15 protein-coding genes are annotated in these 17,182 nt (G+C 37.4%); 1 reads left to right on the top strand and 14 read right to left on the bottom strand.

Features of this window, described 5'->3' with window-relative positions:
• Positions 1 to 4: 4 nt before the first annotated feature.
• The 5 genes from CD138_RS02430 to CD138_RS02410 form a co-directional block, all read right to left on the bottom strand.
• On the bottom strand, positions 5 to 1,903 hold the full coding sequence (locus CD138_RS02430) for an FtsX-like permease family protein (RefSeq protein ID WP_019168593.1): 1,899 nt from the start codon (positions 1,901 to 1,903) through the stop codon (positions 5 to 7).
• A complete protein-coding gene (locus CD138_RS02425; protein ID WP_019168594.1) occupies positions 1,893 to 2,654 on the bottom strand; it encodes an ABC transporter ATP-binding protein in 762 nt (253 codons plus the stop codon). Before CD138_RS02425 ends, CD138_RS02430 begins: the two co-directional genes overlap by 11 nt.
• A 105-nt stretch (positions 2,655 to 2,759) precedes the next feature.
• Positions 2,760 to 3,725, bottom strand: coding sequence for a sensor histidine kinase (locus CD138_RS02420; protein ID WP_241522231.1), 966 nt, complete (start codon positions 3,723 to 3,725; stop codon positions 2,760 to 2,762).
• A 43-nt stretch (positions 3,726 to 3,768) separates the two neighbouring features.
• Positions 3,769 to 4,449, bottom strand: a complete 681-nt coding sequence (locus CD138_RS02415) for a response regulator transcription factor (RefSeq protein WP_019168596.1) — start codon at positions 4,447 to 4,449, stop codon at positions 3,769 to 3,771.
• Between the two features lie 5 nt (positions 4,450 to 4,454).
• Positions 4,455 to 5,375: an NAD(P)H-binding protein gene (locus tag CD138_RS02410; protein ID WP_019168597.1), complete on the bottom strand. Its 921-nt coding sequence runs from the start codon at positions 5,373 to 5,375 to the stop codon at positions 4,455 to 4,457.
• Between the two features lie 160 nt (positions 5,376 to 5,535).
• Between CD138_RS02410 and CD138_RS02405 the strand changes: the two genes are divergently transcribed.
• Positions 5,536 to 6,057, top strand: a complete 522-nt coding sequence (locus CD138_RS02405; protein ID WP_019168598.1) for a GNAT family N-acetyltransferase — start codon at positions 5,536 to 5,538, stop codon at positions 6,055 to 6,057.
• Between the two features lie 158 nt (positions 6,058 to 6,215).
• Here the strand turns inward: CD138_RS02405 and CD138_RS02400 are convergent, their stop codons facing one another.
• From CD138_RS02400 to CD138_RS02355, 9 genes are all read right to left on the bottom strand, one after another.
• Complete coding sequence (locus CD138_RS02400; protein WP_019168599.1) at positions 6,216 to 7,241, bottom strand: alpha/beta hydrolase; 1,026 nt, start codon at positions 7,239 to 7,241, stop codon at positions 6,216 to 6,218.
• Between the two features lie 42 nt (positions 7,242 to 7,283).
• Positions 7,284 to 8,351 (bottom strand): YkvI family membrane protein, encoded by a 1,068-nt coding sequence (locus CD138_RS02395; RefSeq protein ID WP_019168600.1) that lies wholly within the window; start codon positions 8,349 to 8,351, stop codon positions 7,284 to 7,286.
• A 510-nt stretch (positions 8,352 to 8,861) separates the two neighbouring features.
• On the bottom strand, positions 8,862 to 10,310 hold the full coding sequence (locus CD138_RS02390; protein WP_019168601.1) for an MDR family MFS transporter: 1,449 nt from the start codon (positions 10,308 to 10,310) through the stop codon (positions 8,862 to 8,864).
• Between the two features lie 327 nt (positions 10,311 to 10,637).
• Positions 10,638 to 11,135 carry a hypothetical protein gene (locus tag CD138_RS02380; protein WP_019168603.1) on the bottom strand — a complete coding sequence of 166 codons (498 nt, stop codon included), beginning with the start codon at positions 11,133 to 11,135 and terminating at the stop codon, positions 10,638 to 10,640.
• 166 nt (positions 11,136 to 11,301) lie between these two features.
• Positions 11,302 to 12,318, bottom strand: a complete 1,017-nt coding sequence (locus CD138_RS02375; protein ID WP_019168604.1) for a FecCD family ABC transporter permease — start codon at positions 12,316 to 12,318, stop codon at positions 11,302 to 11,304.
• Positions 12,315 to 13,319 carry a FecCD family ABC transporter permease gene (locus CD138_RS02370; protein WP_019168605.1) on the bottom strand — a complete coding sequence of 335 codons (1,005 nt, stop codon included), beginning with the start codon at positions 13,317 to 13,319 and terminating at the stop codon, positions 12,315 to 12,317. The genes CD138_RS02375 and CD138_RS02370 overlap by 4 nt, the downstream gene beginning before the upstream one ends.
• Positions 13,320 to 13,344: 25 nt before the next feature.
• On the bottom strand, positions 13,345 to 14,148 hold the full coding sequence (locus CD138_RS02365) for an ABC transporter ATP-binding protein (protein ID WP_019166215.1): 804 nt from the start codon (positions 14,146 to 14,148) through the stop codon (positions 13,345 to 13,347).
• A gap of 390 nt (positions 14,149 to 14,538) precedes the next feature.
• Positions 14,539 to 15,372, bottom strand: coding sequence for a YitT family protein (locus CD138_RS02360; protein WP_019168606.1), 834 nt, complete (start codon positions 15,370 to 15,372; stop codon positions 14,539 to 14,541).
• A gap of 466 nt (positions 15,373 to 15,838) precedes the next feature.
• Positions 15,839 to 17,065, bottom strand: a complete 1,227-nt coding sequence (locus CD138_RS02355; RefSeq protein WP_019168607.1) for a NupC/NupG family nucleoside CNT transporter — start codon at positions 17,063 to 17,065, stop codon at positions 15,839 to 15,841.
• Positions 17,066 to 17,182 lie beyond the last annotated feature (117 nt).

The following is a 17,182-nucleotide window of genomic DNA, read 5'->3' as shown; positions in this document are numbered from 1 at the left end:
ATTGCTAAATCGAAAATTTAATCGCACGTCTTGAATGGTAGTAAGCAAGTACTGCAAATATCAAATAAATCACTGCATATACCGCCATTGCAAGAATTACAGGTGTAAAGTTCACACCATTCATCAATGTATTGAAGGCACGTGCTGCGAAATAAGCATGACCTAGCCCGATAATCAATGGCAATCCAAAGTTAAAGGCGATTTTCAATGCTAAACCTTTAAACATATCTTGATGCGTATATCCCATTTTACGCAAAATTTGATAGTTTGCCATTTCATCTTCATTTTCATCCATTTGTTTAATGTAAATGATACATCCTGCCGCAATTAAAAAGGCAATACCTAGGAAACCACTCACGAACAAAAACATACCTGAAAATGCCAGTTGTTCTTTTTCTAACGATGTTCGAGATTGTGTTACCAATTTATTGAATTTGAGATTCGCATTTTCAGCCGCCGCAACATCTTTCTCATTTTTCAAATCAAAGCCAACTTGTGTCATCGGTTGATCGTTTTCATCTTTAATTTGAGTTTCTTTGAGTGTATTGAAAACTTTGCTATCGACCACTGCAACTGGTAACCCGAAAGTTGCTCGAATAGATATCACGTTATATGGAGATGCTTCTGTAATTTTCAATGGTGCATGTTTCTCTTTACGCCCTAAGTCTAATGTCACACCTTCATCTAATCCTATGAAAGTTTCTGATACTTTTAAATAATTGACTAATGTCATTTCACCTGGTTTCACATCAATGTCTTTAATTTCTGCATCACTGACAACAGGTATACGGTTATAGTCTTTACGCAAACCTTGACTTGCATCGATAATAGGAACTTGAATCACATGTTGTGTCACTTTGTCATATGAAATATTTTTCGCTTTTAAATACGCTTCAAACTTTTGCGCATCAGTTTCATCTACATACGTGAACTCATGCGGTGCTTCGCCGTTGACACTATTCTCAATATTCGCTTTACCAATTGTCGCAAAAGATAATAACGTAATCGTAATCGCCGAAATAATGCCGATGACAGTTAACGAGAAGGCGTTCTTTTTCATTCTGTGCATAATCGACGCAGTAAATACAACATCCGTCACATTCACATAACCACGTTTACTTCTTTTTAACGATTTAAATATTAATGACACTGAACTTCTGAAAAACAAGTATGCCCCCACAACAGTTAAAAAGAGTATAGAAAGGGCAGAGACAACGATGAGTTCAATGTGCTCTAACATGATAGTTGATAAATAATAACCCGCACCAATCATGACAATACCAAGTAAACCAAAAATCACATCAGCTTTCGTAATATTCGGTTGCGTGGCTTCACTTTGTTGCACATCATACATCAATTGAATAATCGAACGGCGCTTAATGAACACGAAACTTTGTACCATAATTAAAATGAAGGATATGACAATTAATATCATTGTAATGGTCAACGCTTTAGGTTCGAATAATATTTTAATATCGATTGGAATATGCGTTGTTTTTTTAACAATTAATAGTAATAATCGTGAACCAAATAATCCTAAAATCAATCCTATGACTGTTGTTCCAATAAAAATGACCGCTTGTTCTAACATCATCATGCGCATCAAATCTTTACGTGATAAACCGATGAGTTGAAATAGCGCAAAACTTTTCGTCCGTCGTTTAATAAACAAACGATTCGCATACATCAAAAATATGATAATAATCACAAATAAGAACTTTTCTCCAATACCTGCACCGGCATTCAACAATTTTGCGTCTTCTGCACTGGAAATGTCATCCGTATATTTTAAAGTTACAAAACTAAAATAAAGTGCGATACTGAGCATCAATGAAAACAAGTAAATGCTATAATGTCTTAAGTTTTGTTTGAAGTTTTTGAGGACAATTGCACTAAAACGCATGTTTCACACCACCCAATACGCTCTGGTTGTGAATGATTTCCTGATAAAATTGTGAGGCAGGTTGATCGCCTTGGAATAACTCCGTATGAATTTGACCGTCCTTTAACATAATGACGCGATTCGCATAACTCGCCGCAACGGGATCATGTGTGACCATGACAATCGTCGTTTCCATTTGTTGATTAATCGTCTCTAAACGTTTTAACAAGTCTTGCGCGCTTTTAGAGTCTAGGGCGCCAGTCGGTTCATCAGCAAATACAATCGCTGGTTTACTAATCAGTGCACGCGCGGCTGCAGTACGTTGCTTTTGACCACCTGAAATTTCATCAGGGTATTTACTACCGATTTCAGTAATCCCCAATGCCTCTGTCACTTCTTGATAACGAGCTTCTGCTTCTTGATGACTCAGTTTTGTAATGGAAAGTGGCAACATAATATTTTCTCGAACAGTTAATGTATGCAACACGTTATAGTCTTGGAAAATAAACCCGACATCTTTTTTTCTGAAATAGGATAATTGCTTATTAGACATTCTCGTAATATCTTGACCGTTAATTTCAATGGTTCCTCTTGTTACATTATCGATTGAACTGATCACATTTAACAAAGTCGTTTTACCAGAACCTGAAGGCCCCATAATTGCCACAAATTCCCCTTTATCAACTGTAAATTGTATATCTTTTAACGCTTCAAATGATTGCTTTTTATTGCCATATATTTTACTTACGTGACTCACTTTTAAAATAGACACGTCGAACACTCCTTTACGCTGAATTGATACTGTTATTTTATCGCGCATTAACAATAAAATCGTTCGAATCACGTGACAAAACGCATGCCTCATGTGACAGTTTTGTCACTTTGACATGCGTGCAAGATAATCATTTTGTTTTGAAAAGCGGATTGAGACCGTTGTCCCTTCACCCACTTGAGACGTGACATCGATATGAATGCCAAGTGCTTTACGGACCGCTTCAATTAAATAAAGTCCCATGCCCGATGACGTTTGTATCGCAGGCCCATTTTGAGCTGCAAAACCACGTTGAAAAATACGTGGCATATCATGTTTCGCAATACCTACCCCATAATCACGAATATGTAATACGACATGCTCATCCTCAATTGTTTGAAACACATCAATATCCGCTTGCTCAGAATACTTCATCGCATTTGAAATAATTTGACGAATGACCATCCGCATCCATCGTTTATCCGTATACACCATTGTCGTTTCGGGAATGTCGACATTAAAGCCCATCCCTTTATGCATCGCGATATGACGCGTCTGTCGTATTTCATCAATAACAAGTCCACGCAATGTCACTTTTTCAAAATACATGTCATGTGCTTGATGATTGAGTCGCACTAAAAATAGATGCTGATCTAACATATAATCGATGCGCGCCCATTCGTACATCAGTTGTTGTTTCCTCATGTGATTTCCTTCTTTTTCAATCAAAAGTTTAAGCGCCGTCACAGGAGTTTTTATATCGTGAATAAATTCCGTCATACTTTGTTCATTGAGATCAATTCTGTGCTGTTGCTCTCCGATTGATTGTTGTAATTGCGTCATCTTTGTCTCTAAATACATCAGTGTCACTTTTTCAAAAGGCGTTTCCGCGAGTTGATTTTGTTGGAAAGCTTCAATCTCTTCAAAAGTCTCTAAATGCATATAAAAACGCGTCTCTTTCATAGATGCACGTATTAAAAAGAACAAACTGACAATCCATTTCACACCGATGATATACCATAAGTTACTATACGGGATGTCATCATCTAAAAATCCAAAACACAACAAAATGACATCAAAAACGACAAACATTAAAATCCAGGCGCTACGTTCTCTCAGGAAATATAAAAACCATTTAGACGTTATCATGCGCAATATATCCCTTTCCAACTTTAGTTTCGATGACTGACGGCATGCCCATTGCCGCAAGTTTTTTACGCAAGCGATTCACATTCACCGTCAACGTATTATCACTGACAAACGCTTCGTCATCCCAGAGTGCTGTCATTAAATCTTCTCGGGCAACAATTTCATTTTTATGTTTGAGGAGCACTTCTAAAATCAACATTTCTGTTTTGGATAAATAAGTCACATCATCTTGCTTCGTCACTGTGCCTTTAGACCAATCGACGACCGCCTCTTGCCATATCATCGTGCGACGTTCTTGTTGATTGTATTGATACACACGTCGAAAAATGGCTTGCAGTTTCGCAATGAGTACAGGCATATGAAATGGCTTTTGTACATAATCATCGGCCCCAATTTCCATACTCATCACTTGATCCATTGGGCTATCACGCGACGAAATGAATATAATCGGCACACTGGAATGTTGCCGAATCTGTCGTGTCCAATAAAAGCCGTCAAATTTAGGCAGCGTAATATCCATTAATATCATATGTGGTTGATGGTCCAGATACGTTTGTAAGACCGCATCAAAATCGTGCACTTTTATCACATTAAAATCCCAACTGGCTAATGCTTCGGTAATTTGTTGACATAAAGTTTTATCATCTTCTACAAGGAGTATATCCATTTTCATCAGTCCTTTGTGTAACGTAAGTCCTCTCCGTTTTGTTTACGATATTGAAAATGATGAATGCGGCATTTCGTGTCAAAACCACGCAGCATCATTTGAATAAATGGCACTTCAACAAAATATGCGACTGGCCATAGCGCACTCGGAATAAAATCAAAGACATGCACAATCACAAAATCGAATTGACGAATATAACGAAATTCAATTTGCATACGCTTCCCTTGATTTAATCGTGCTAAACGCCCTTTTGTCATCACCAATCGATACAAATCATCGTCTATTTTTTCTAGCTCTAACTGCATTAGCAACTGCGCACGATTTTTACGATACACTTTAAATTGCTGGCCATCTTGTTCAACAGTAACTCTCGTACCTGGTGTGACTGACAGCCAAATACGTAATTGTTGTATCCATTGTGCTAAGCTCCAGGTTTGTGGTCTTGGCATATGGTGCGCAATACGAATATCATTGTATTTAGACGTTTGAAATTCAACAGAAATATGCGGACGTTTGACGGCATGTGTGGTAGTTCTAACTGGCACACCGTACGCGCCAAGTTGCTTGACGGTCTCATTATCGAACTGGCTTCCACTCACATATATGATTTCTTTCACTTGTTGTTCTGCTGCCGCACGTCCGAAATTATCTGCTGCAATTAAATTTAAATCTTTGGCCAATGCGCGTGTTAATTTGGCTGAATGTTTCGTCGGATCTAAAAAGTAAACCGCGATATCCATGCCTTCCATTGCACGTAACACATCCACATAATGATATATATCGCCTTTTATAACTGTAATATCGTCGTGTGTTTGACTTTTAGGGTATTGTGACATGGTATGTAGTATCGTCGTATCATGCAAGTTTCCAATTAAACTTCGGCCAATATAGCCTGTACCTCCAGCTAATAACACATGCGGTTTCATAAAAAACTCCTTTCTCTATTCATTGATAATTTTTAATCCATTTTTCAAAATTCAATTCTGCACGTTAGAAATTTCCTATATTTATTAAATTAAGATACAATAAGCTTAAGGCTTTTCCAACAACGTGTCCTATTAATATGTACTGAATGGAGGTGTAGGCATGACGATAACAATCAGAGAAGTCAGTATCAATGATGTGGAAGCATTGACTACGCTGATGCAACAAGTTTTTGAAGAATCAGAATACATGCTTTACGATCCAGGTGAATATATGCCTTCACTAGAAAACGCAATTTCACGTATCGAAGCTGTCATCACTTCGCCCCATCTCACTATCCTCGTCGCAGAAAATGAACATCAATTAGTCGGTTATTTGACGGTAACAACTCAAAAACTCCGTCGCATTGAACATCAAGCAGAAATTTCTATGGCGGTACTACGTCAATTCCAAGGCTTAGGTATCGGGTTTGAGTTAATTCAACATTGCAAAAACTGGTGTCAAAACCATGGCATCACGAGAATCACACTCACTGTCGTTACTGAAAATAAAAAAGCCATTCACTTATACGAACGTGCCGGATTTAAAGTTGAAGGAGAAATGCGCCACACTTTAAAAATTCAAGGCCAATATTACAATGAGCTCATCATGGCTTATTTATTAAATGATGGTACAACTGTATGACGTTGACATGTTTAGTGTACCATTTCCAATTGAGAATCACTAAGCGCATCGTTCATTCATTAAAACTTTTTGATGAATGAGTTTGCTTTAGTATTCAATAAAATTTAAGAAAAGACTGATGAGACGCTGAAATGCCTCATCAGTCTTTTCTTCATTGTCTACATCTCATATGGATTTAGATTAATTTCTGTATGAATATCATCTTTTACTTCTGTATTCACTTGTGTGTTAGATGTATTTCGACTTAAAAAGCTCAATACTTGTTGAATATTCTCTTTAGATTCAGGTTTTTGCAAATGAAATTGATATTGATGTTTCAAATGATGCGAGCCGTCAAAGAAAAAGCGTTCTACAACAACGCCTTCCTTTTCTAACGCATCTGCAAAAGAAACATTTTGACTCATAAACGGATCTGCATCCCCAACCGATAAATAAGTTGCTGGAAAATCAGAGGTAACTTGATTTTTCGTCGACATTTCAGCAATATTTTTAAATCGTGACTCCCAATTTTTAACACCCGTATAACTTCTCATAAATAAATCAATTCTCGGAAATTCAGTCGAACGTACGGTTTGCATATCATAAAAGCCACCAAAAAATATGGCTGCTTTGAGTTGCTCGGGCTTAAATTGCTGCTTAAATCCCATGTCAGCACGCAATTGAGCATTCGTTTGTATCGCTGTATATTGGCTGTTAATTTGTGCACCCGCAGAGTCCCCACCAATAATCACTTCATCTAAGTTGATCGGTAGTTCTTGTTCTTGTTGTTTAATAAAACGCACTGCATTGTCCATTTGAATGAGCGGTGTTGGATACTGATATTCCGGAGCCAACGCATAATTGACATTCACTACAACATACCCATGTTCAACAATTTGCGCCAACAAAGGATTTTTATATTGCTTGTCTCCAGCGATAAATCCACCACCATGTGCCCAAAAGATGACGGGCAGTTGATCGTTCGCATTCACATGTTTCGGCATCAAAATATCAAGTTGACTGTTGGGCAGTCCTTCCATATATGTAATATTTTCAAAAGCAGAAACATTTTTATTTTGAATCGAAACTTTATTCTCAGCCTCTTTCGTTGCATGAGAACCAAAAAAATAGCCGGCTATTAGACCGGCTATAACAATAAGAATAATGACGGTAATCAAAATCCATCTTTTTCTACGATTTGTCATTCCAATCTTTCCTTTCGGAAGAATTGTAACATATCCTATTAATTAAGCAATGAATTTCTTATCTTGTGATTTTCTATATAAATATTTCACGACTACTGCAATAACGATAAATAGACCGATAACCCCCATCATTGGATACACAATAGCAATCAAGCCTTCAAAACCTACGAAGCTCAATGCATAAGCTAATGGGACGATAATAGAAATCATGATATAATAGCGCTTCGTATAAGGCGATGTAAAACGTGCGGCAAATGAATAAGATAGACCTAAAATCGTATTATACATCACTGCTAACATGACGATAGAAAGTATAAACGTTAAAACAGGTGAAATTTTTCCTGCTAAAATTAATGTTGGAATTGCTGAGTCTTTAATCTCTGTATATTCAGACTGTAGCGCAAAGTTAATTAAACCTAATAATACAAGATACACAACGCCACCGATTAAACCACCTAAACCAGAGACTAGACGCTTAGACGCATCGCCACCAATAGCTACAAGTGTACTAAAACCAACTGCGAATGCTAAACCACCATAGTTAAAGCCATTCCAAATCGCTACGCCCAAACTTGGGTTTTCCACGACACTGTTGATTTTTGATAACGGAGTAGAACCTTGGAATAATGACGCTGCGGCAATCAGTACAACTAACACAATCAATACAGGTGTCACAATACCTAACGCACTAACAATCTTATTGAAGTCCATTAACAACGTAATATAAACAACAATACACATGATCAATGCACCAAGCCATGTGGGTACGCCGAAACTTTCATTAAATGTTGAACCTGCACCTGCAATCATCGTAATTGTTACAGCATACAATGATAAAATTAAAACATAATCGATGATAAGTCCAAGTTTTTTACCAAATAAATACTCTAGTGTTGATTCATGGTTTTCCGCGTCAAAAGCTGTTCCGATTTTCGCAACTTGGCGTCCGATAAACGTCAAGATTAACCCTGAAATCACCACACCTATATAGGAATAGATACCGAACTGACTAAAAAATTGCAGTACTTCTTGACCTGTAGAGAAGCCGGCACCGACCACTACACCTACATAGGCAAAAGCTATTTTTATAGCTTCACTATATTTTTTCATACTGTTTTGACCTCCTCGTTAGCAAAACACGTTAAACATTAAAACATATTCATTCATTATTTTCAAATTTTATCAAGTTTCAAAAATCTCTAAACCCTTTGATACAACAGGGCTCACAGCATCATCAAATTCATTTTTCGCCTATTTTTTATACCCATTATCGAATAATCAAACGCTATAATGTATTGATTTTGTATCTTTATTCATATTTTAAGAAAAATAAAACGCTATTTCTTATAACAATGCAAAAAAACATGAAAAAATTGCATTATTTTTCTTCAAAAAAACTAAAATACCTATTTTTTACGAAACATTAGGGATAGGACATAAAATTTTCAATCTCCCGCCCCCATACATAATGTCATAGAAATGTTCTTTTGAATATTGACGGTCATTCTATTGAAAAACCGGAGCAACATGCTATTGCACATCTTACTTTTTCAGAATGCCCATACATAAGAAAAGAGACTAAGAAAAATTCATTTCCTAGCCTCTAATTGTACGGTTTGTTTATTGATCTGAAGCTTGTGAAGCTGCTTCTTGTAATTTCTTTTCTTTCGATGCATTTGTTAATCTAAACGAGAAGAAAATACCTATCAGAATCAATACAATTGCGAAAATATAAGCAGTGTGCATCCCCATCGTCATCGCTTTATCGAGAACGGCTTGGGTTACATGTTCGTGTTTTGAGATTTCGTTATTTTGTACGCCTGAAACGATACCTACAAACACCGCAATACCCGTCGCACCTGCAATCGGTTGTAATACGTTAAAAATGGCTGTGCCGTGTGGGTACTTATCCTGTGGCAACGCATTTAAACCATTGGTGCTTGCTGGCATCATAATTGAAGCAATACCGATCATGAGTACCATATAAGCAATGACAAATACATAAACCGGAATACCTGGATGAATTGTCGTATAGAATATCGCTACAGCTAACAGTAAAAACAAGCCCGGAATGACCATTTTACGTGGTCCAAATTTGTCGAACAGACCACCCATAAATGGTGAAAGAAAGCCGTTTAACAGCGCCCCCGGCAATAAAATAAGCCCTGCAACTTTAGCCGAGAATCCCATTGGTCCTTGTAAATACATTGGCATAACAATTTCAGACGCAAACATACTCATCATGACGATGACGAAAATAATCATCCCTTTACGGAAATTGTGATATTGCAACACTCGAAAATCTAAAATCGGTTCATCTAAAATGAATTGTCGACGTATAAAAGCCACTGTACTGATGAGCCCAATAATGAGTGGCAGAGCAATTTCCCAATTCAATACGCCTCCATCAACTGAACTCACTTTGGATACACTGTAAATTAATCCTGTAATACCGACTGTTGATAATATGATTGACAACACATCGATTTTGGGACGTGTGACTTCTCCCACATTTTTTAAGAAAATGAATGCAAATACAAATGTGAATAACATAAATGGAATAACGATAAAAAATAACCAACGCCATCCTAAATAATCCACTATAACACCTGATAAAGTGGGGCCTATTGCTGGTGCAAACATAATAATCAGACCAAACGTCCCCATGACACGCCCTCTCACTGACTCATCAAATAAAAGTAGCATCGCATTCATAATGAGCGGGATCATCAACCCAGTTCCCACTGCTTGAATCATTCGCCCTGTTAATAACATCGGGAAATTCACAGCAAAACCTGCTACGAATGAACCTATTGTAAAAATGACGATAAGCCCTAAAAATAATCGTCTTGTCGTAAACCATTGGATAATTAACGCAGAGAGTGGTGAGACAATCCCCATAATCATCATAAAACCACTCGCCATCCATTGTACGGTTGTTCTCGAAATATCAAAATAGTGCATCAGCTCTTGCAGTGCAATATTCAATAACGTTTCATTTAAAATCATGAAAAATGCCCCGATGAGAAATACCGCCATTATAATTTTTGAATAATTTTTACCTTCCATAATTCAACTCCCTCTTTTTTCGAACTTGTTTATTATACACAATTCGACAACAAATAGATACATATACAATTTTCTTTTCATTGATTCATTTCAATTTTATTAAACATCGGTATTGTATTTCGAAATGCACCATTCGTATTCCCGATTTTACTATTCCTCAAAACCATTAATTGAAATAAATATTTTTTAACCCATTTAGCCTCATAGAGAAACAGATTCGCGCAATCATATGAACAAACTTCATCCAAACCGCAAATATTAAAATGTCCCAACAACGAAAAAACCATCCAATGCTTGAATCACATCGAATGGTTCATATTCAAAAACTTATGCATCTTTATAATGACTTAACTGGTCAAAATCAACTACGACTTGATCCATACGTTTCGCTGTATCTTTCAATACATTACGTGCTACTTTATTGCTCGGATCAAGTTTCAAGATTTGTTTCGAAATTTCGAAAGCTTTTTTATCAGAAATCACAGGTTCCGGAAGCGCATGTAACAATAACATTTGCAACAAGCTCTTCACCTCTTTACCCTTTGTCAAATCAATAGAAGATTCGGCATGATAATATGCGGCATCTATTGCGCCTGGCACGTCACTTAAAGGATATACGAGTAATAGAAAAGCTAAGTCGTGGATTTCAGATGTTTCCTCTTCTTTAATCATATACAACAAACAAGTGTAATACATCACACTTTCATCTTCATATGCACTGGAAATATAGGCTTCTTCAAATTCTAAAAAATCAGTGGCAGACATTAAGTGTTTCACTGCATCAAATTCGCCGTTTAAGACATGTCTCTTTATTAAATCTTGCATGGCTTGTCCTCCTGAATGTGCCATAGTCCAATCACTCTCATCTTAACATACTTGCTAAAAGAATACAGATTGGCAAATCACATTAAGTCCAATTTTATCAAATTTTTTAATACAATGAACATTTTAACATATTTTATAGAAATATACTTCAATCTTGAGACTGAAATTATACAGAACGTGTGCGGTACATCAAATATAAGAAATACGGTGCACCAATCACAGCAACGATGAGTCCTGTAGGTAGGCCACTCGGTTGTAAGAGTATTTTGCCGAGTGTATCTGCAACAACGAGCAACAATGCCCCTATTGAAATAGCTATCGGCAAGAACAGTTGATGTCTCGGACCGACGATGGATTTTGCAATATGAGGCCCCATTAAACCAATGAACCCGATTGCACCAGCGACTGCAACTGCAACACTTGAAAGCGTCACGGCTATTAAAACTAAAATGAACCGTTCTTTATTGAGTCGAATGCCCAATCCTTTAGCAATTGTATCATTCGTATTTAAAATGTTGAGTGTTTCCGCCTTAAAGAATAACAAAGGCACTAAAACAATGAGCCATGGTAAAAAGGCAAATACAAACGGCCATGTATCTCCCCATATATTACCAGCTAGCCAGGTTGCAATAAATTCAGATTGTTCTTTATTAAAGGTCGCCATAATTGTAAGCGCCGCACCAGATAATGCAGTGGCCATCCCGACACCGATTAATACCATACTTGCCGGTGAAAGTCCTTTGTCGCCTTGGTAACTTAATATAAAAATTGCAAGCGCTGTTCCTATGCCTCCAACCATGCTCACAATTGGTAAAGCGTAGACAAATTGATCCACGTGAATTTGACCTAAAGATATAAATAGCGCAATCGCAAAACCACTTCCCGCATTGATGCCTAAAATACCGGGTTCAGCTAGTGGATTTTTAGTAACACTTTGTAATACAGCACCACTCATACTTAACGCAATCCCCGCAAGCACTGTAATAACGACACGTGGTAAACGAAAATCAATTAAAATGAGTTGGTCTGCCGCATCACCTTGTCCTAACAACGTTTGAATCACTTGCGAAAATGACATCGCATATTCACCCGTCGTTAAATTCCATGCGATTGCGAGTATCAAAAGTATGAGCGCACTCATGAATGTCAACAACTGCTTACGTTTTAAATTCGGATGAATCATAGCGTACGCCCTCCTTTACGAATCAAATAGAAAAAGTAAGGCACACCGATAAAGGAGATAATCGCACTCATTGGCGCTTCACCTAACAGTCTCGCCACAAGGTCTGCACCTAAGACAAGCGTACCACCTACCACCGCAGTCATCGGAAGTACTTTAATATAATCTGTACCGACCCAAAAACGTACGATATGTGGAACAATGAGGCCCACAAATGCAATCTGTCCGACCATCGCAACAGAAACCCCTGCGAGTAACATCGATAAAATTAAAGCTACTGCGCGAATCAGCTTAATATTTTGGCCTAGTCCTACAGCTAATGCATCACCCAAACTTAAAATGGTCAATTGTCGACTCATCAATATCAATAAAATTAAGCATACTAAAATGATAGGCACACTGATTTGAATTTGTTGCCAATTTGTGCCTGATACACCACCTGCGCTCCAAAAATTAATAGATTGATTGAGACGAAAAATGAGCGCAATACCTTGACTCAATGCCGTTAACAGCGCACTGACTGCAGCACCAGCTAAAATGAGACGCATAGGGTTAAAACCATCTCGTCTAGACCCACCGATTGTCATCACAACAACGCCGCCTAACATCGCACCTAAAAAACCAGCGACAATATGTGCTATAAATGACGCGCCGGGAAACAGGGCAAAGGTGAGCGCTAAAGCTAAAGAAGCCCCAGCATTTAAACCAATCAAGCCGGGGTCTGCGAGTCCATTTTTAGACACACCTTGAATAACGGCACCAGCTGTTGCAAGTGCCATCCCTACAAGCACAGCACCGATATTTCTAGGAATTCGAATTTCTGAAATCACATTGTGTGCTTGAATTTTCGGATTATAATGAAAAACCGCTTCAAAAATGGTACTTAAATTCACACGTGCTTCACCTAATAAAGTTGCGATGATAAACACGATAAACAATACGATAACGGCACAGGTAAACTGCACCGCATCATTCCACTTCACATTCACTCTTTTTTTCAACATGTTTTATACTCCGTTTATCCAACTTTTAGGCTTTTTCATAATGTTTACACAAGAGGTTGTATGTCACGAGCATCGGTTTACCTGTGCGCGGATCTGTACTTAACTCTGCGTCGATATTAAATACACGTTCTAAAATTTCATTCGTTAACACTTCATGCGTATTCCCTTGTTTAATAATATCGCCATCTTTCATCGCAATGAGGTGATCTGAAAAACGAATCGCTTGGTTAATATCATGTAATACCATAATAATGGTCGTCCCGTGTTCAGCATTCAATTCTTGTACGAGCTCTAAAATTTCAAGTTGATGCGAAATATCTAAATATGTTGTCGGTTCATCAAGGAAAATAATATCTGTTTTTTGAGCGAGCGCCATCGCAATCCATACACGTTGACGTTGCCCACCACTTAAATCATTCACTGCACGATGCTTAAAATCGATTGTTCCTGTCACACGCATCGCCCAATCAATCGCTTTTTTGTCTTCTTCGTTCAAACGACCAAAGCCTTTTTGATGTGGAAAACGACCATAAGAAACAAGCTCTCCAGCCGTTAAACCATCCGCCACATCTGGAGACTGAGGTAATATTGCAATTTTTTTAGCTATTTCTTTCGTTGACTGGACATGGATATTTTTACCGTCTAAACAAATTTCACCACTTTTAGTATTTAATAATCGAGAAAGTGCTTTTAATAGCGTTGACTTACCACATCCATTTGGTCCAATAATTGAAGTAATGGCACCATCTGGAATTGCGACATCTAAATTATCAACAATGACACGGTCACCATACCCGATTGTAACCTCTTTACCTGTTAATCTACTCATCGTCATCCTTCTTTCTTAAAACGATTACGCCCTTGCACACGACTCATGGTGCAAGTTAAGGCGTTACTGTATACACTCACTAACGAACTTGTGAGCTTTTCACTCCCTAATATTTAAAAAATCTATATACATTTTATGCAATTGATAATCATTATCATATATGCCAGTATATCATCATTTATCAAAAATTTCTAACTGAAAATCATCTTAATCGAACTTCGTCAACATACTTGTGTCTACACATTCATCTAAAAATTTGTATGTACTTAAAATAAAACATTGGGTACATATCAAAAAAGCTGCTTTTTAACCGCTTTGCCTCTTCAATACGCCAATCACACATAAAAAAGAAGCTGAGACACCATTGTAATGCCCAGCTTACATTAATTTTTAATCTTCTACTAAAAAGCCGTTACCGTAAACATCACGCACGTCATGCACAACAACGAAAGCACTATGATCAATTTTACGAATCAAGCGCTTCGTACGTGATAATTGCGTTTTACTAATGACGGCATAAAGCACATCTGTTTCTTGTTTTGAGAAATAACCGCGTCCATTTAAAATAGTCACACCTCTACCGATATCTTCATCAATCATTTTAGCAATACGGTCAGGTTCTTTCGAAATAATCGTCACTGCCTTTTTAGGATTTAACCCTTCAATAACGAAATCCATCACTTTTGTACCGATATATAAACTTATCACAGTTAAAAGTGCGCGATCTAACGGAATCACTGTCAATGAAATTAATACGACAATTAAGTCAAAAAAGAGTAATGCATATGGCGTACTCACGTCTAAATACTTATTTGCAATACGTGCCAAAATCGTCGTTCCAGCTGTCGTTCCACCGGCCAAAACGATAATCCCGATACCTAAGCCGACTGAAAAACCGCCAAACACGGCATTAATAATAATGTCATCTGATTGAACCTGCCAACTCTGAGTTAAACTCAAAAATACAGATATTAAAATCGTAGCCACTATCGTTAAATACATACTTCTTTTACTTAAAAATTTATATCCTATTGCAATCAATACCGCATTAACGACAAAGTTAATAATGGCAGGCGACCAATGAAACGCGTAATAAAGCACGATAGCAAGACCTGTCACGCCACCTTCACCGAGATCACCAGCGATAACAAACGCATTAACCCCCGCTGAAAAAATAAATGCGCCAACGATAACTAATAACAAATCTCTAATTGTTCTGCTCACCCAATGATTCCTCCCATTCTTTTATATCATTTCTAATTCGTCATAAGCCATACTATCACAACTTTGTGACAAAGCGAACCCCTTGTGTGGCAACTCCAGTACTCATGGGTAAAATAAAATCTTAAATTTCTGAATATTTTGTTTACTTCTAATTGTAAAGTGTGTATAATAGAAACTACCTTATTTGTTGCTAGGTATCTAGTCAACAAGAGGCCATCTCCTTTGTGTTTTTTATAGTACAAGAGATTTTTTGCTCGAGATTGATATCATGCTCGAATATCAATCAAAATTATTCATTTCCCGTCTAAAGCAGTTCAGCATCAGCTGGGCTGCTCTATTTTTGTGCATTTCTTTTTACGTTTCTCATTGAATGCGGCTGACTCACATAAGAAAAGAGGCTCAGACATTGTTGTGTCCAAGCCTCTCTATGGATAAAAGGTTGTGATTTATTCACGCATGGTTGATTTTACCAAGCAAATAAACCTACAAAACCAGCTGTTAATAATGATACTAAAATACCTGCTAATAACATCATTGGTACATATTTAGATACAAAGTCAGAAGTTTTTTCATTTACAATACCTTTTAACGTACCGATAATCATACCGATTGTTGAGAAGTTTGCGAATGAAATCAAGAATGTTGAAATGACTGCACGACGGTGAGGTGCATAGTCATTCACTTCTCCTGCGATTTGACCCATAACAACAAATTCGTTCGTTACAATTTTCTTCGCCATATTTTGTGCAACTAACCATGCCTCATCAAATGGAAGTCCAAGTAATAATGCAAATGGATACATGAATACACCTAAAATTTGGTCAAGACCGAAGCTACCGTTCGCATTGAACAAGTGACCAATACCGCCCGTAATAAGGTGAATTAAACGGTCAGCTAATTCTGCTAAAGCAACGAAACTGATAACGAATGCAATAATAATCAATACTAATTTACCTGCATTCAGTACGGAGTCACCCAAGAACGAGAAGAACGGTTGACGCGCTTCATTTGCACGTAAATCGTAAATGACATCTTCATCTACTTCAACTTTCACAGGGTTTAAAATAGAAGCAACGATCATCGCATTGACGATATTTAAAGGAATTGCTGTCAATACGAGTTCACCAGGAATCATCGTGACATAAGCACCGACAATCGCACCAGATACTGAACTCATAGACATCATCGCTAATGTCAGTACACGTGTCTCTTTCATACGTTTTAACTGTTCACTTGAAACCGCAAGTGCTTCAGTATTTCCTAAGAACATCATTTCAATACCGAAGAATGCTTCAAATTTAGGTTGGCGTGTAATTTTTGCAAGTACCCAACCAATACCACGCATAATCCATGGCAAAATACGTAAATACATCAAGATATCAAAAAGTGGCACAACTAATAAAATCGGGAATAATGCCGCTACTGCCATGTCCAATTGTTTTGGTGCTGTGAAGCTGTGGAATGCAAAGCCAATCCCTGCAAACGATGCATCAATAACCCAAGAAATCCCTTCAGCTGCTTTTTTAACGACGAGCGTACCAGCTGGGAAATACACAAAGAACCATGCCAAAATCAAGTTAAGGACAACAAGTGTCGCAATAGAAGCCCATTGAATATTTTTGCGGTCACGAGAGAATAAAAATGCAACCCCTAAAAACACCAACAACCCAATAATGTTAATAATCAAATACATAAGGAGATACCTCTTACCTTTCAACTGTTTTTTAACATCATTAGTATACCACGACGTTTACTGACTGAGAATATATTTTTTTCACTATCATTTAAGTATAAAATATCTAAACACGAT

Source organism: Staphylococcus intermedius NCTC 11048 (assembly GCF_002902385.1).
GTDB classification, from domain to species: Bacteria; Bacillota; Bacilli; order Staphylococcales; family Staphylococcaceae; genus Staphylococcus; species Staphylococcus intermedius.
Note: the sequence above shows the minus strand (reverse complement) of the source record. Positions and strands in the feature narration are given on the sequence as shown.

What these genes read in the sequence shown, in the direction of transcription:
- CD138_RS02405 (WP_019168598.1), top strand. Translation starts at nt 5,536, where the DNA reads ATGACGATAACAATCAGAGAAGTCAGTATCAATGATGTGGAAGCATTG.
- CD138_RS02390 (WP_019168601.1), bottom strand. Translation starts at nt 10,310, where the DNA reads ATGGAAGGTAAAAATTATTCAAAAATTATAATGGCGGTATTTCTCATC.
- CD138_RS02375 (WP_019168604.1), bottom strand. Translation starts at nt 12,318, where the DNA reads ATGATTCATCCGAATTTAAAACGTAAGCAGTTGTTGACATTCATGAGT.
- CD138_RS02400 (WP_019168599.1), bottom strand. Translation starts at nt 7,241, where the DNA reads ATGACAAATCGTAGAAAAAGATGGATTTTGATTACCGTCATTATTCTT.
- CD138_RS02420 (WP_241522231.1), bottom strand. Translation starts at nt 3,725, where the DNA reads ATGTTTGTCGTTTTTGATGTCATTTTGTTGTGTTTTGGATTTTTAGAT.
- CD138_RS02395 (WP_019168600.1), bottom strand. Translation starts at nt 8,351, where the DNA reads ATGAAAAAATATAGTGAAGCTATAAAAATAGCTTTTGCCTATGTAGGT.
- CD138_RS02415 (WP_019168596.1), bottom strand. Translation starts at nt 4,449, where the DNA reads ATGGATATACTCCTTGTAGAAGATGATAAAACTTTATGTCAACAAATT.
- CD138_RS02370 (WP_019168605.1), bottom strand. Translation starts at nt 13,319, where the DNA reads ATGTTGAAAAAAAGAGTGAATGTGAAGTGGAATGATGCGGTGCAGTTT.
- CD138_RS02410 (WP_019168597.1), bottom strand. Translation starts at nt 5,375, where the DNA reads ATGAAACCGCATGTGTTATTAGCTGGAGGTACAGGCTATATTGGCCGA.
- CD138_RS02365 (WP_019166215.1), bottom strand. Translation starts at nt 14,148, where the DNA reads ATGAGTAGATTAACAGGTAAAGAGGTTACAATCGGGTATGGTGACCGT.
- CD138_RS02430 (WP_019168593.1), bottom strand. Translation starts at nt 1,903, where the DNA reads ATGCGTTTTAGTGCAATTGTCCTCAAAAACTTCAAACAAAACTTAAGA.
- CD138_RS02355 (WP_019168607.1), bottom strand. Translation starts at nt 17,065, where the DNA reads ATGTATTTGATTATTAACATTATTGGGTTGTTGGTGTTTTTAGGGGTT.
- CD138_RS02380 (WP_019168603.1), bottom strand. Translation starts at nt 11,135, where the DNA reads ATGCAAGATTTAATAAAGAGACATGTCTTAAACGGCGAATTTGATGCA.